At 60.9% G+C, this 15,082-nt stretch carries 4 protein-coding genes; 1 reads left to right on the top strand and 3 read right to left on the bottom strand.

Annotated features, from left to right (window positions below; genetic code table 11):
* Nucleotides 1-96 precede the first annotated feature (96 nt).
* Nucleotides 97-2,844 carry an RHS repeat-associated core domain-containing protein gene (locus TU75_RS17230; protein WP_231981930.1) on the top strand — a complete coding sequence of 916 codons (2,748 nt, stop codon included), beginning with the start codon at nucleotides 97-99 and terminating at the stop codon, nucleotides 2,842-2,844.
* Between the two features lie 50 nt (nucleotides 2,845-2,894).
* Here the strand turns inward: TU75_RS17230 and TU75_RS17225 are convergent, their stop codons facing one another.
* From TU75_RS17225 to TU75_RS17215, 3 genes are read right to left on the bottom strand one after another with little or no spacing between them, the layout of a single operon-like run.
* Entirely contained in the window at nucleotides 2,895-7,436 is a 4,542-nt protein-coding gene (locus tag TU75_RS17225) for a SpvB/TcaC N-terminal domain-containing protein (protein WP_060549599.1), read from the bottom strand.
* Nucleotides 7,433-12,295, bottom strand: a complete 4,863-nt coding sequence (locus TU75_RS17220; protein WP_060549598.1) for a Tc toxin subunit A-related protein — start codon at nucleotides 12,293-12,295, stop codon at nucleotides 7,433-7,435. Before TU75_RS17220 ends, TU75_RS17225 begins: the two co-directional genes overlap by 4 nt.
* A gap of 33 nt (nucleotides 12,296-12,328) precedes the next feature.
* Entirely contained in the window at nucleotides 12,329-14,854 is a 2,526-nt protein-coding gene (locus TU75_RS17215; RefSeq protein ID WP_060549597.1) for a Tc toxin subunit A, read from the bottom strand.
* Nucleotides 14,855-15,082: the final 228 nt, after the last annotated feature.

Below are 15,082 nucleotides of genomic sequence, written 5' to 3'. Positions count from 1 at the left end.
AGAATCCGGTTACATTAAACCGAGGTGCATTACCCCCTCCCTCACTATCACCCCCCCTAGTCTTTTTTGACCTTAGTGCAAAACAGGTCAACGCTCATGTCTGCTGCTCTTCATCGAAACACGCCCACTTTGACCGCTGTCGACCCACGTGGATTGGCGGTACGCACCGTGCAATATTTGCGCACCCAGCCGACGGACCCGCCGCAGCCACGGGTCAATCGCCAGGTGTTTGGCGCCAGTGGCCTGCTGCTTGAACAATGGGATCCCCGCCAGTTTGCCCGTGGCGAGAGCGGGGTGGCTGCGCAATCCAATCTCTATAGCTTGTCCGGCGAAACCGTGCGCACCGAAACCGGGGATGCCGGCTGGCGACTGGTCCTGCGTGGCACTGCGGGGCAACGGCTGCATGATTGGGATTCGCGCGGTGCACAGCAGTCGTTTCATTACGACCGCCTGCTGCGCCCGACTGCGGTGTTCGAGCAATCGGCAGGCGATGCTTCGCCTCGTTGTGTCGAGCGCATGCAGTACGCGGCCGCGAGCCCCTCCGACGCAGTCGCCAGACGCTGCGGTCGGTTGATTCGTCATACGGACCCGGCCGGCGTGCTGCAGATAGAGGCGTACTCGATCGAACAACAGGTGATCAGACAAACCCGGCAATTTCGTACTGACCTCTCGCCTGTCGATTGGCCACAAAGCGATGCCGCTCAATACGCTCAGGTGGAAAGCCACGCCTATACCACCACTTGGCGCTACGACGCGCTGGGTGCCTTGCTGGAGCAGGTCGACGCCAGGGGCAACGCTCAACATCGGCGCTACGGGCAACAGGGACGGCTGCTGGAAATGGCGTTGACCCTCAAGGACGAGAACCGCCAGGTATTGATGGATCAGCGGGTGTACAACGCCAGTGGCCAGGTCATGTCCGAGCGGGCGGGCAATGGTGTGATCAAGGTGGCCGACTATTCCGAACGCGATGGTCGTCTGGTGCAACTGAAAGCCTATCGTCAAGGCGAGGCTGGCACGCCGCTGCAGCAGCTTGCTTATCAATATGACCCGGTGGGCAATATTCTCAGCATCAGCGACCTGGCCCAGCCGACGCGGTGGCACAGCAATGCGCGGATCGAGGCGGTCAGCACGTACCGGTATGACACGTTGTATCGGTTGATCCAGGCCAGCGGCAGGGAGAGCGCCGTCGCCACAGGTGGCCCGGCACTCCCGCCAGCCGTGCAATTGGGTGCAACGGAGCAAGGGCTATGGCGCAATTACACTCAGCACTATGAGCACGATGAGGCCGGCAATCTGACGCGGCTCCAACATCTGCCTTCCCGCGGCACGGGCTATACCCGAGAGCTGCAGATCGCTGCGCTGAGCAACCGCGCCTTGCCTGCCGCTCAAGACAGGTCGGCTCGACTGGCAGACGCCTTCGATGCCAATGGCAATCTACAGTCACTGGGTTCCGGCAAACTGACGGTCTGGAATGTGCGCAACCAGCTGGTGCAGGTGCAACGTCAGAGCGGTGATTCCGATGGGGAAAGCTACGTGTATGACAGTCAAGGTCAGCGGGCCCTGAAACTTCGCAGCAAAGGCGAGGGTGACGCAAAGGAGACACGATTGACGTATTACCTGCCCGGTCTGCAAGTCCACAAGCAAAGAGGCAAGCGCTTCAATCTGCTGGATATCGACACGGGCGGTGGGCGAGTCACCGTGGTGCAATGGCACTCTGGCAAACCCGCTTACCTGGACACGCACCCACTGCATTTCTGCCTCCAGGATCACCTCAAGAGTTGTTCGCTCACGTTGGACGAACAGGCTCGGCTATTGAGTCAGGAGCACTACTATCCCTATGGCGCCACAGCGTGGTGGGCCGTGCAAAATACTGTGCGCGGCTACCACAAGGTGCGTCGTTATTCGGACAAGGAGCGCGACGCGACGGGTCTTTACTACTACGGGGCGCGCTATTACGCGCCGTGGTTGCAACGCTGGATCAGCCCGGACCCGCTGGGCGACGTGGACGGTTTGAACCTGTATGCAATGGCCCGAGGCAATCCATTGCGGTTCAGGGATGCCGACGGCGGGCAGGCCACCTTTGGCGAGCAATTCCAGCCGGGGCGAGGGGATATTATTTTTGGCTTGTCCGCGACCGTTTTTACCTACAGGAGCTGGTGGTCGCTGCTAAGCGGGAGAGGCGACACGATGGCGGCTTACTTCTCGGGTTCGCAGTTGCAAGCCTGGACTGCCGGTCTGGCGTCCCAGGTCAGAGCCTTTAGCAGCTTCAGACAAGTGGCGCCTGAGCACTTCCGGAACCTGCTAACGCCGGTCCGTCATGAAGACCCTGTCTATACCCGTCTCAAGCGCGAGCTCATTGGGGAAATATCCACCAGTGTCCAACCGTTTTACGAGGGCGTTGTGTCGCGGTATTCCGGATGTGCGGCCACGGCATGCAACCAGCAGTTTGCCAGAGCCTTTGTCAGGGACCTCAAGGCAGGTGCCTATTCACTCGAGGCGACGGCTATTCACTACATCGGCAGCGGCCTCTCGGATATCCAGAAAAAAATGGTCAGTCGCAGCAGCAAATCCGCGTTGCGCACCTTGACCGGTGAGCAGAGCAGCGCAGTGGTTCATTTTGCCCTCGATGATCTGGACATAGAGGCGGTGGTCGACAAGTCGCGCTCATCGATCACCGCATCGGAGTTGCGCTGGCTATATCGGCACCGAACGCAACTGGCCGGCAGGGTGAACTTCTATCAAGGCCAGATCAGGGTTGATGCGCCTTGGGAGACTGACGCAGGCCTGTGGCGCCGTTATACGCCCAGAAGCACGCGCGTGGCCGGTGTGCGGGCGCGCCGGTAAGTGAGTGAATCACCGTGGCGGTGCCAGCGCCGCCACGGTGGCGCCACGTCTCACGCCGGGGGCAATGGTGGCGTCGGCTCCGGCGACCCGGTGTCGTTTTCATCCTCGCTGATGGTGTACCAGGTCCAGTAAGTGGTTTGTCGTACCGTTGCGTTGGCGGTCAGGGTGCGTACAGGTCGGCCCAGAGGGTCGTACAGCTGGGTGTCGCTGTGCCAAAGCTTACGCAAGGGTTCAGCGTTGACGAAGTGATGGCGATCGCTGAAGAACGGCCGGTAAATACGCACGATACGGCCTTCGAGGCTGTAGTCGGTGCGTTCACTGACGCACCAGCGCGGGTCGGCGTGTGCGGTTTGCAGCGCACTGTTTTGAATCGCCGGGTCGCCATTGTCCGCCATCACATACGCGGGCCCGGGCTCGGCTTTTTGCGTGCGCTGCAAGGTGCGGCCAGCACCGTCCTGGAACGCCAGCGTCATGTGGATGATTCGCGCCTCGTCGCCCGGGTAACGGTCCGCTGCCAGTTCCAGGCTGTGCACCGGCGTGCGGCGCGCTTGCTTGATCAACGCCGATAAGGCCCGCTCGGACTCGGTCAACTGGCGCGACCTGGCTTTGAGGTAAGGGCGGGCGGCGCTGCGGATGTGCCCATCGGGCAGCAAGTAACGCCGCTTGATCCACTCGGGGCGTATCTGCTGCCTGGCGATGCTGCCCATCCAACAGAACACTGCGTAACAGGCGGCGCGGGCTGCGTGGCCCAGTACGGTTTCAGGCCTCTGGATAGCGTCTTCGACAGAGGTGTGCAAAGCCGCGTCGGGGGCCGTCAATGCGCCGAAGCCGACCTGCGTGCCAGACTCATTGCCCATGATGCTTCTGGCAATCACGCGTCCGAACGCATCCAGCAGCGCTTGCTGCACTGTGCCGTTGGCGTCGGTCAGCTTGACCGGTTGCAACAGGCGATAGTCATGGTGCAGTTGCGTCACGCAGCCGTCGGCCTGTTTGACTTCAATGACCTGACAGTCGTAAGGGTCGTGGGTCACGCTGGTCTCATCCTCGGCCTGGGTCAGGCGCCAGGCGTGCAGGCGATAAAAATGCTTGGCGTTGCGATAGCGGGGGAACTGTCGGCGGATGGACCAGAGGGTGGGCGGCGTTTGGCGTTCCTCATCATTGGCGCAAAAAAACACCGTCATGGCCTGATAGCCGATTTCCTTCAAGCGCTGCGGCAGGTCCCAGGCGAGTTGGCCCGGCATGCGAGGGATGGCTTGCAGAGCCTGCAACGCGGCGGCGTCCAGTTCAGCGGTTTCCAGGTAACTGGTCAGTGCCTGGAACGTGGCCACGCCTGGTTCAAGCACCTGGCCTTTGCCGCCAGGCTCGCGGTAGTGCTGCACCGACAAGCCGCTCAGTTGCCGGGGCGCCCGCGGCCCCATTGGCCCTGATTGCGCCTGGATAAACCCTTCATAGCTGATGGCCTGAGTGTTCAAGCCTGACGGTGGCAGGCCCTTGGGCAATGTCCAGGCATTACTGCGTTGCCGGTAGGGCAGGGCCAGCTGCCATTGATCCTCCTGGGTATGGTGAATCCACTGCGCCAGGGTTTCGCTCAGGTAATACTGTTGTTGCGCCGTGTCGTGGGTATCGCGCCACCATTGCTGCGGGTGGGCGTCGGTCAGCACATCAGGCGGCGGATCGTCCGGTGTCTTGCGGCGGGCATGATGGACCGTGACGCCATGCACCAGGCTGCCATAGGCATCCCAGCGCAAATTGAGCCGATGCTCGCAAACCGGATCGTCTGCGACCTGTTCATAGAGAGATGTCACCGTTTCCACTTCAAGGGGCAGCATGCGCGCCCGTTGCAGCGCGCCGGATACCGGTGCCAATTGACGCACCAGGTAACGATGGTGTTGCACGGAGTACGGCACGGCGCCTGGCGGATCGAGGGCGAATACTTCCACTCGCAATGGCAAACCTCTGAGGGCGCGGGTTGCGTCACGCACGGCCTGGGATGAAGGGCGGGTGATCAAGCGGTCGTGATGAGCGGTGGGCTCGGCCGCTCCGGCGCCGGCCTCATAGCTTGCCAACAGCGTGGGCCCCAAGGTGACGCTGTGCCGGTCGTGGGCGCTGTAGCCGTCACCGGGGCTGTCAAGGAACTGGCCGGTGTGAAACCAGCGCTTGCTCAACAGGCTACGCGTGTGACTTGCGTGGTAGGCGGTTTCGCGATCGCTTTGCAGCAAAAGGCCGAAGCCGTTAAAGGTTCGCTCGTCAGGGTCGTAATACGCCCGTCGGTACTGATACCGCTGGATCAGCGCACCGCCGGTGGTCTCGTCGCGCTGTTCATGGGTTTTCACCAGGTCGAGTGCGAACGGCAGTCGGCTGACGGCAGGTTTGCCCTGGTGAAGAAGTTCCTGTTTTTCGTCGAGCCATTCCTGGGCACTGCTGCGGTAGGTGATGCGGGCTTTTGCGCCGAGGTTGTTGTAGAGGTAGCGAAGCAAGCCGGGTCTTTTATTGAAAAAGTCGTAGCGCCAATGCTGTGGGCGTGGATGCATGACACTGATGATCAGGCTGACCAGGCCCTGCCCGCGTATATCCACCACACTGACCTGACACAAAGCGTCATACGCCACACCGGATGGCCAGGGCAATTTCAACGGGTTGCCGGCAAAGCCCTTGCTGCCCTTGTTGAGGTAGATGCTGAGCGCGTCGTGAGACAGGTAAAGAAGGTCGGCGCCGCCGTAGCCGTTCAGGTCGGCCAGCACGATATTGGCCGCGTTGAACGTTGCTTCGCGAAAGGGCAGGGACGTCAGCACTCGCCCTTTGCCGAACCTGCCGCGCCCCAGATTGGGCCAATACTTGATCTCGTCATGGCGGATGCGCACCAGGTGTTGCTGACCACTGCCCAGTATGTCGCTGAAACCGACCCAGTCACGCGCAGACGATGTCACGGTGGGCAAATCGTCACCGTCGATGCGGTGTGGCAGGTCGATGCCTGCGGCAAACCCGCCCGCCTGTTGATTGGCATACAAACGCACGCTGCGCGGGCCTACCAGGGCCATGTCGGCAAAGCCGCTGCCCAACAGGTCGGCAAACATCGCGTCCGCGTGCAAGTACTCTGCTGGAAACGCGTCAAACGGCACGAAGCCGGCGGCGTCCGATTGCGCGCCCAACCTGAAAAAGCCACTCAGGCCGGGTCGCGCCAAGACCCACTCCAGCCGGCCATCGCCGTCCACATCCAGCAGGGTCTGATAGACGGGCCGCAGCATGTCGGCCATGGCGCTGATGGGTATCGCCTCAGGCGGCGCGTAGGTGATTTCGTCTGCGTTTGCGCGGTTTTCATCTCGTTGCGGGGCGCGGTAAAACCAGGCGTTATCGCCCCGGTAAAACAGCCCCGGTAACCCTTCGCCGTACAGGTCCACCACTTGATAGCGTTGCCCGTCATTGAGACCTGGGAAATCCTCAAGGCGTTGATAGCGACCTTTGTTCAGCTTCAGCCGGGCACTTTGATAATGAAACTCCTGGGGCGGCAAGGACGCGAGCTGGCCCTGGCTATCGACGGCTTGCTCGTGTACGGCAATCAGTCGGCAGGGGGCGGCGGGTTGATGCTCGAGCAACAGTCGCTTGACCAGCACCGGGGCCGGGCCCATGGCCGATTCGGCGGGAAAGCAGTGGAACATCAGGATTTGCCGACACAGGCGTTGGGTGCGCAGTTCAAAGCCGTAGGCGTAGCTGGAAAATGCATCCTGGCGTACAGGCCAGAGACCGGGCGAGGCGTAGGGCGGCACCTGATCCATGGCCGTGCTGCGTTGCCCGTAGTCGAGCAGCAGGTGAAAGTGCCAGTCCTGACGTGAGAGGTCATCGGCATGCAGCAGATACAGCGTCTCCTTTTCCCTGGCCTTGACGTTGCCGTAATACACCGCGTGCAGGTAGTGCTGCGCCCGGCAATCGTAGGGAAAGGTGTGAGCCTCGGTTTCGCGCAGGTAGTGGTAGCCGATATGTTCGCCGTGGCGATTGAGACTTTCCTCCAGCGACCATTGCGCCACTTGATCGGGCGCATCGGGATTGGCAATGCGTGCCGAGGCCGTCTTGCCATACACATGCTGACTGCCATCGCGCGCCTGTATCAGCCAGAAACCCACGGCGTCAGCGGCTGTGCGCCAGTGTTCGATGCGCGCGAAGTCGCTTTCGACTGCGGGGAAGTAGCGGGTGACGGTGCAGGGCGCAGGCAGCGGTAATTGGTTGAAGCGCTCGCGCCGGCGCTGCAGTGGCGTGCCGTTGGCGTCGCATTCGGGCATCCAGGTCTGCGCGTCGGGTCCCAGGATGCTATCGGCTGCGGTATAGCTCGGCACGCCGCGCCGGGTGCAGCGGGTGATGGCGCCCAGGTTCAGCTCCCAACCGAACCCGTACGGGCTGTTGCCTGCGCCGCTGCGGTAGCGCAAGGCCAACGTCGGCGCATAACCCCTGCCGGCGGAAACGGGCAGGGGGATTGCCAGGGTTGCCGTACCGTTGGCGCCGACAGAACCCCAGTCGCTGCTTCTGGCTTTGACAGCGCTGCCGGCGTCGGGCAGCGACGGCACGCTGAGGGGCGACGGGGTCGCCTCTGGTGTCTTCATGGCGTGCTCCTGCCGGGACGTGCGGTGTAGCGCACATGGAGGATGATGTCGCTGATCGATTCCAACAGGCGCTTTTGTAGTGCGGGTTGGGGGAAACTCAGGCTCCAGGACGACACCGCACCGGTGTATTCAAAGGGCAGGTAGCGCGGGTCGTTATCGAAATTGAGGGTCAGCAGGCCGTTGTCATCCAGGCCCCGTGACAAGGCGATTTGCTGGTGCGCCCGCCAGTCTTTCCTGAAGCTTCCATCGGGCATGTGCAGTTCGTTGCTGGTCTGGGTCAGCATCGCCTTGATGTCTTCATAAGGGCCGAGGGTCGCGGGCAGCGACACACTGATGTGCTTGATGCGGCGCAGTGTGTGGCCTGGGTAGTCCTCGTCGAACAGGGCAGGGGTGAGATCAAAGTACAAGGTGCCGTTGGCGACCAATGTTGCCTTGTGATCTGCCCAGGTTTTGCCCGAAGGCGGTTGTTTTTCGGCATCGTCAGGGCTGGCCGCCGTCTCGATCAGGCGGTGACGCAGCGATACGGTCTTGCTGATTTCCAGTTCCCGTGGGGTGTGTTGCAGGTACGCCGTGCTCATGCGTACCAGATTCAATTTCAGCGATTCTGCGCTCAGCAGTCCGCGGGAGGCGTGGTGCCAGCTATCGCCCTTGAAAAACTGTCGGTTGTCAGCGGTCTCATATTGCCAGCAGGCCTCGGCGGCCAGACACAGTGATTGCACGCTGTCGTAAAGCGCGTAATAGAAAGTGCCCAACCGAGCATTGAGCCATTGATAAAGCTGGGCCTGGGAAAAACGTCGGCCGAGCGCCTGGTAGGTCGTCCTGGCCTGTGCCAGTGCGCTGCGGGCACTGCGCAATTGCAGGCGGGTGGCTTTTTCCTGTTCTGCCTGGGTCTGTAGCAGGGCATCGATCTGAGCCAATTCCAGCTGCGCCTGTTGCTCGGCGTGGCTCCACTCCTGGGCGCGGCGATTGAATTGCTCGGCACGGTCCAGATCATTGCCGATGGCGCGCGCAGCGTTGGCCTCACCCTGAGCGAAGGCCTGGAAGGCATGAAACGCGCCTTCCCAGCGCATGCCGCCGCTCGAGGTGCCGAAGATATTCGGCGCCAGCATCGCTGCGCCGGCGCCTACGCCGGCAATGGCGACTTTTCGTTCCCACGCGGCGCTGTCCAGATAATGCTGGCCAGCGGCGGTTTCGCCAGCGCTGATGCCGTCGTGCAGCCTCAGCGTCAGGAAGTCCAGGCGCGCCTTGATCACCTCGCGGCTGCGGCGCAATGCTTCGCGGTTTTTCTCATCAATGGCCAGCGCCTGGATTTGCTGGGTCACGACCCCTTCTGCGAGTTCCCAGGCGTGCTGCTGTTGCAGCTCGAGCAATTGCGCCTGCTCCTTGCGTTCGATCAGCGTGAGCAAGGTACTGCCGAACTGCGCCAGGCTGTCTACCGCGCTCTGGGCATGGCTTGCCAGGGTCTGGAAACGGTAGTGACCGACTTCCGGGCGCAGCAGTTGCAGGGTGCTGTCGCCAGCGGCGCCACTCTGCGCATGTCGCGCCAACAATGCTGCGGGGTCCAGCGGCGGGGCAAACAGCGACTGGCGTATGGGCTTGCCGTTGATGTCCAGGTGATTGCGCAGCCCGTGCAGGCGACTTTCGAGGGCGTCCCAGCGGGTAACCAGGTGTGTGTTCAGAGGACGGTAGAGGTGCGGGCTGTCTTTGAGCCAAGTGCGCTGGCCCGGTGTTTTGCAGTGTGGGAGAAGCGTCTTGGTGTGGGCCGGGTCACGTTCAAGCGCACGTAGTGTCTTTGAGGCGGCGCTGGCCAGTTCATCCAGTGAAAGTGGGGTCCAGGTATCGGCACGGGTAACAGTTGCGCGCATGCCCATCAGGTTGCTGGCCTGCCTGTACCAGAGCCTGGCTTCGACCAGATGGTCAGGACTCAATTGTCGATAGGCGGCGTCGCCGCGGTTGAGCAGTATGTCCACATGGAGCAGGCTCAGGGCCTTGCGCAGGTACAACGGGAAACTGAGCGCCTTGTAATGTGCACTGTCGGGGTGCTGGCAGGTGTAGCTCAGTTCAGGCGGCTGGCTGTTCAGCCCGTGCAGCGTGCCGGCTTGGGGATGGCTGGGATCGAGCAGGTAATGCAGCCATGTTCGTGCGTGCGCGTATTGCTGTTGCTGGTTGAAGTAATGGGCGATGGTCCAGGGCAGGTAGATAAACAGTTCACGAAAGTATTTGCCGTGTGCACCCTGCAAGTCCAGGGGGTGGGGCGCAAGGTCTGCAGACAGCGGCGGTTCTGTCCAGGCGGCGAGGGGCTTGGAAAACAGCGGATCAAGGCTCGGCGTGGCCGACTCGACCAACTGTCGCGCAAAGCAGGTGTTGAGCCGGATCGCCGGGATCCTCGGGCTGGTGCGCGCGGGAAACTCCAGGAACTCGATGTTGCCGGCACCCAGGCTTTGCTGGCGACGAATGCCGGGTGCCTGCGGCGGCTCGGAGTCGGCATGGACGGTGCTCAACGTGCAGGTGACGGCCTTGAGTGCGTAGCCAAGCACTGTCATCCCGTTGCCGGCACTCTCCAGCGTGATGACGCCATGGATAACCGTGACGGATGACAGGTCTCTCCCGTTGGGTAGTTTTATCCGCGCCGTTGCACTGTGTCCGGGCGGCAATTCCGGTGCGGAGTCCGCCTCGCTTTCATGTTCGCTGTTGGAGAGATTGAGGATAAGGGCGGTGTTGTTGTTAATGGCTTCGGGCGCCGGGATATCAGCCAGCTTGGACTGCAGAATGACGTGTTTGTAGGCGCGAGTATTGGACCTTGCCGATTCGAACTCGACCCTCAGGTCACTCATGAAGTGCAGCTTCTTAATCGCCTTGTCATCGCCGGGCAGGTGATAACCGCTATAGCGGTCAAGAACCATCAGGAACTTTTCCTGAGGGTGGTCATATAAGTAAATGAACAGGTTTCGGTTAAGGCGCTTGCCTTCCAGAGCGTATTCAAAGACGTTGACGGTGGCGTTTGCATCGTGCCCGGGTCTTGGGTCCGGTATCTGTTTGGACTGATGGGTAAGGGTCAACAGGACCGAGCCACTGTCATAAAGCGCGTTGGAAAAGCTCTTGCCCGTCCTGATGGATTTAAAAAACATTGCATGGTGCGTTACGGCTTCGGCGCTCGCCACCTCAGCCTGCAGGGTCAGGTGCGAGCCTCTGGCCAGTTCAATTTCGGTGGTGGCTGGATCGTGCAATGCCGAGTTGGTGACCAGGGTAATGCTTGCTTGACCGGATTCTTGTTTGAAGGTGAGCGTGTAAGTCTGCTGAAAGCTGGTTGACGTTTTTGAAGTAAACACAATCTCGCCGGTGCTGGCGTCATACGTGGTGCCGGTGGTATCTGCAGGCGCTATCGCCTGGCTCCTGGTTTCAAAGTCCCAGCTTTGCATGGTGCCGGGCGGATGCAGCACGGGTGCCAGATTGATTACCTTGTTATCTTGCTCGCCCGCAGGCTGCACCTGGAACTGCAGGTTGTGTTTGTTGATGTCCAGAAACAACGTGAAGTACCGACTGGCAAACGGGGGCAACACGGTGCTTGAAAAGATATTGTCCTTGTCAGGCCCCCCCAGCAAGGCCGTCTGCAAGGGGTTTTTTACCGAGGCGTCAAACGCTTCCAGCAGGCGTATGGTTTCCCGTGCAACCGCCGAGCCCGGCACTAGTGTGTATCTGTCCGGGCTGGCGCCGGAGGCGACGGTCTGGATGTTCAGGGACTGATCCACGGAAATGGCCTGGAAGAATGCCCCCAGGAGCGAGGCACCGTCATTGCGGGAACTGGCTTGTATACCGAGAAACAATGAAGGCGGGGAGCGACTGTCCATCACCGCCACGGTGTGCGTGATGTGCTTGAGTTGCGTGAGGGACAGCGCATTGATGTCCTGGGTCACGCAGTGTGTTTCCAGACCCGTGTGCGGAAGACTCCAACTGCCGTCGAGTTTTTTGTAGGAAAAGCAAAGACGGAATTTCACGAACCGGCTGTTCAGCCACTCCGCCATGCGGTGTTTTTCGCCCTCATCCTGAGCGTCGGGATCCACGTCATCAGCGGTCTGGAATGCATTATGGGGCGCAGGTTTTACGCACTCGGCCCACACGATGAACAGGCGTTTATCGCACAGCACCGGGCGAATGCTGTGAGTGGGCGTGTCGGCGGAAAACGTCAGGTTGATTTTTTCCCAGTCGCTCCAGGCCAGGGGCGAGGGTGCCTTCGGGTTGATGCTGGAGCGTTGCGACAGGTCCAGTGAGCGCCAGTAATAGAGGTCATCCGTGGCGGCCTTGCCGACGAAGTAATAAGTGCTGGCTTCCAGGGCCCGTGTGTCCCCGTCAATGTAACCGTTGAGGGTCTGGATACTGGCGATGCGCTCAAAGCGCGACAGGTAGTTTTGTACCGCATTGCGCACGGTGTCGGGCTGCATTCGGTTCTGGTTGAGGTCATTCTCCAGTTGTTCGAAGCTCGCGCTTTTGTCCTCGCGCAGCGTGGGGTCCAGGAAGTTGTGCGGGTGATAACGCAACTGCTGCCTGGCGCTCCAAACGGGGTAAGTACTCAGGGACTCCTGCCAGTCGCGGGCTTCGTCGGGCGACATGCCCTGGGTTTCATAACCGGGTTCAAGGCCCAGGTGAATCCGATTGATGTACTGCTGCAGGCTCGCTATGGCACTGGCCACCGGACTGCTTGGCACCGCCTGGCTGACCTGCACATCCAGCAGCCAATAGTCGTGCAGGTCGTTGAGGGTGCGCAGTGAGTTTTTCAGCGGCGCGCTGATGCAGCGAGTCAGGTAGTAACTGAGCATGGCATCGCGGCGGGCCTCATTGAGGTGTGATTGGATCTCGGACATAGTCATTCCCTGAATATGCAGGTTGAAAAAACATCATTGGCGTGCGCCGATCACGGCTTCGCCCACGGACTTCCACTGGCTGAATGGACTGGCAATGTTCAGTTCGCAGGCGTCGAGCAGTGTCTGGCTGGAGAGCCGAGTGCGCGCACAGGCTTGTCGGCAACGCATGATCCAATCCAGTTCATCCATGGACCGGACCATGCCGTGGGGGAGGGTCATGGCGAGCGCTTCCAGTTCTGTTTCGCTCCAGCCCAGCCAATGGCTCAATTGGGCTGTAAGCGACGGAGTGCGCGCACCGGCGGCTTTGGCATTGGCGTGCCGGAAGTATTCCAGAAGCGTCTCTTGCGCCAGGTCATGGTTGTCGCAGAAGTCCCTGAAACGCCGTAGAAAATAGACGGTGCCGAGGTTCAACTCGATTACGCCGTTGGGTGGATTTTTGCTGTCAAGCCAGCGCGGATTGAGCAGCAACGCATGCAAGGTGGCGTTGCTCACCGGTAACGCCAACAGGCTGGCGATATCCTTGCCCAGCAGGATCAAGTGGTGGAGCGTGAGACGCTGCAGGGGAGCCGCGGCGGTGATCTTCAAAAAGCTGGAGTACATCAGAAACAGTGCGTGGGCATCGCGCGCTGGCACCGGGCTTGTCTGCAGTTGTATCCACTGCTCGGTCGTTGGGCTATCGCCGTCGGTCGGTGGCAGCTTACTGAGCGAGGCCTGCAGCGAGTCGGTCAACCGCGCCAGCGTCGGGTTGTCAATGATCGGCTCCGCCAGCAGTTGTTGACGCAATTGCGGCACGCTGATGTGGTTGTCCTTGAGCCAGGTGACCGCCCAGTCCAACTGCATGAGTACGTCGAGCACGTCTATCGACGCTTCACCGTTCGCACGCAATCTGGGGGTGGTCAGCAGGCTCCAGGTGGCAGGTCCGAGCAGATCGGCCAGTTGTTTGCAATGCAGCGCAGACAAGCCGAAAACCTTCGGGATATGGGCTTGCCGGTAGATAGAGGAGTAAGTGGCAAGGTCTCTTCTGGGAGGGGCCGCACCCAACAACAATTCCAGGGAATCCGGCGTATCGGTTAATCCCAGCGCCTGGCAAAGATGCTGGCGCGTCGGTGCATCGAAGGGCTTGCCATCCAGCGGCAGCGGCTGCTCGGCCACCGGATTGCGGTTGAACACTTGATCGAACAAGGGCTGTTCGTTGGCGCTGGCCTGCACCGGCAACTGATCCAGCCATGCGCAGAATTCCAGCGGCGACAGGCTGTAGCGTCGGCTGAGGTAGCGATAGACGCCCAGCACACGCAGGGTGTTGTGGTTGAGTGACGATGGGTTTGCGGTATTTGCTTCACAGGTCCTGGCGCTGACGATCAGGGTGTCCAGTTCGCAGAAAGACAGACCGCACCCGTTGTGCAGTCGGATCATCCGTTGCATGCGATCGAACCGTTCGGCTGACCCATGCAGCAGCGTCGTGACGTTGTCGACGGTGGCGACGGCCATCGGGATAGCGCCGCTGCCGTTGATGTAGCGGGCGCCAAAGTTCGCCAGGGTCTGACCCTTGGCCGAAGGGGAGGCGTGGGGGGCGAAGCTGTTCTGGGCCAGAAGCGCTTGCAACTGAACGCTGTCCAAGCCCGTGCAGCGCAGGAGTGGGTCGATCCGGGTGGGAAAAATCGTCTCGCCGGCCCCGGGTGGCTGTGACCAGTTGAAGTGCGTGGCGAGCAGTGCCACAGCGTCGAGCGGAGGTTGCCGCAACAAGCTCTGTTGTGTCGGGTTCAATTCGCTCAGCAGGCACTGCGCGTCATCGTTACGGCTGACGACATCGGCTTGGATCGCGCTGTCGGCTGCATTGAGCGGCGCTCGTTTGCCGATTCGATGGTTCAATTCTCCCGGCCCATAACCGGTGCCCGACAGGCCGAGGCGGCATTGATAGTGATGATGGTGATAGGGCTGCGTCAGCGGGTAGTGCTGCTCGCTAAGCAGCAGGTGCAGGTCCTGCCCAGGCTGATGCTGGCGGATCTGCTCGCGTAGCACGTCATCGATAATCGACAGCATCGGGCGCTGGCGAAACGTTGCGTCGTGGTCGATGAGCAGGTTTTGCAGATCCGGGCGCCGCACGCCCAGGGGGATTCTCTTCTCGTTTGGGGCGCCCTTGTTCTCCAGATGTATCGCGAACAGGTACAGGGTGCGCAAGTAGGCCACCGGCGAGTCGACGGCGGCGATGGCGTGCGGGTCGCAAACATCTTCCCAGTTCTCTTCCAACAGGCTGGAATAGGGCGACCCAAGCTCGCGTTTACTGCGTTTAAGCGCGGGGTCGACGGTGAATTGCTGTTGGTCGCACAGCCACTGCAACTGCGTGGTGAAGGACAGCGCTTTGTCGTAAGCCTGAGCGCCATCGTCATCATTGAACCTGGCCAGTTCCTTGATGAATTGGGCTTTGGGTAAAGCAGCGATTGCAACGACATCGGTAATGTTGAGGCGCTTCAAGGCGGTGATGAAGTCGAGCCTGCCTGGGCCAGGTGTGACGGGCTTTTCCATCAGCCTGTCCAGTAAGGGACTGTTCGAAGTTTCCATGTCGACGATCTTCCAGTAAGCCCAAAAGTGGATCCATTGGGCGACGCAAGACGCTATCACTGCGATTGTTCGCAACGAGGTCGGCCAGTGCCGACAGGGCGCAGGAGAATTGTCAGCGGTTGAGTGTCGATGCGGTGACGCTGCGGTTTTGTTAGACTGCGCGCCGCGCCGGTCACCGGCGTCCTTTTGCATCCGGTTCACCCCTTACGAGGGTAGCCACCTGGAGAG

This window comes from Pseudomonas poae (assembly GCF_001439785.1).
GTDB classification, from domain to species: domain Bacteria; phylum Pseudomonadota; class Gammaproteobacteria; order Pseudomonadales; family Pseudomonadaceae; genus Aquipseudomonas; species Aquipseudomonas poae.
Note: the sequence above shows the minus strand (reverse complement) of the source record. Positions and strands in the feature narration are given on the sequence as shown.

Coding starts and splice junctions, on each gene's coding strand:
- TU75_RS17230 (WP_231981930.1), top strand. CDS start 97: ATGTCTGCTGCTCTTCATCGAAACACGCCCACTTTGACCGCTGTCGAC.
- TU75_RS17220 (WP_060549598.1), bottom strand. CDS start 12,295: ATGTCCGAGATCCAATCACACCTCAATGAGGCCCGCCGCGATGCCATG.
- TU75_RS17215 (WP_060549597.1), bottom strand. CDS start 14,854: ATGGAAACTTCGAACAGTCCCTTACTGGACAGGCTGATGGAAAAGCCC.
- TU75_RS17225 (WP_060549599.1), bottom strand. CDS start 7,436: ATGAAGACACCAGAGGCGACCCCGTCGCCCCTCAGCGTGCCGTCGCTG.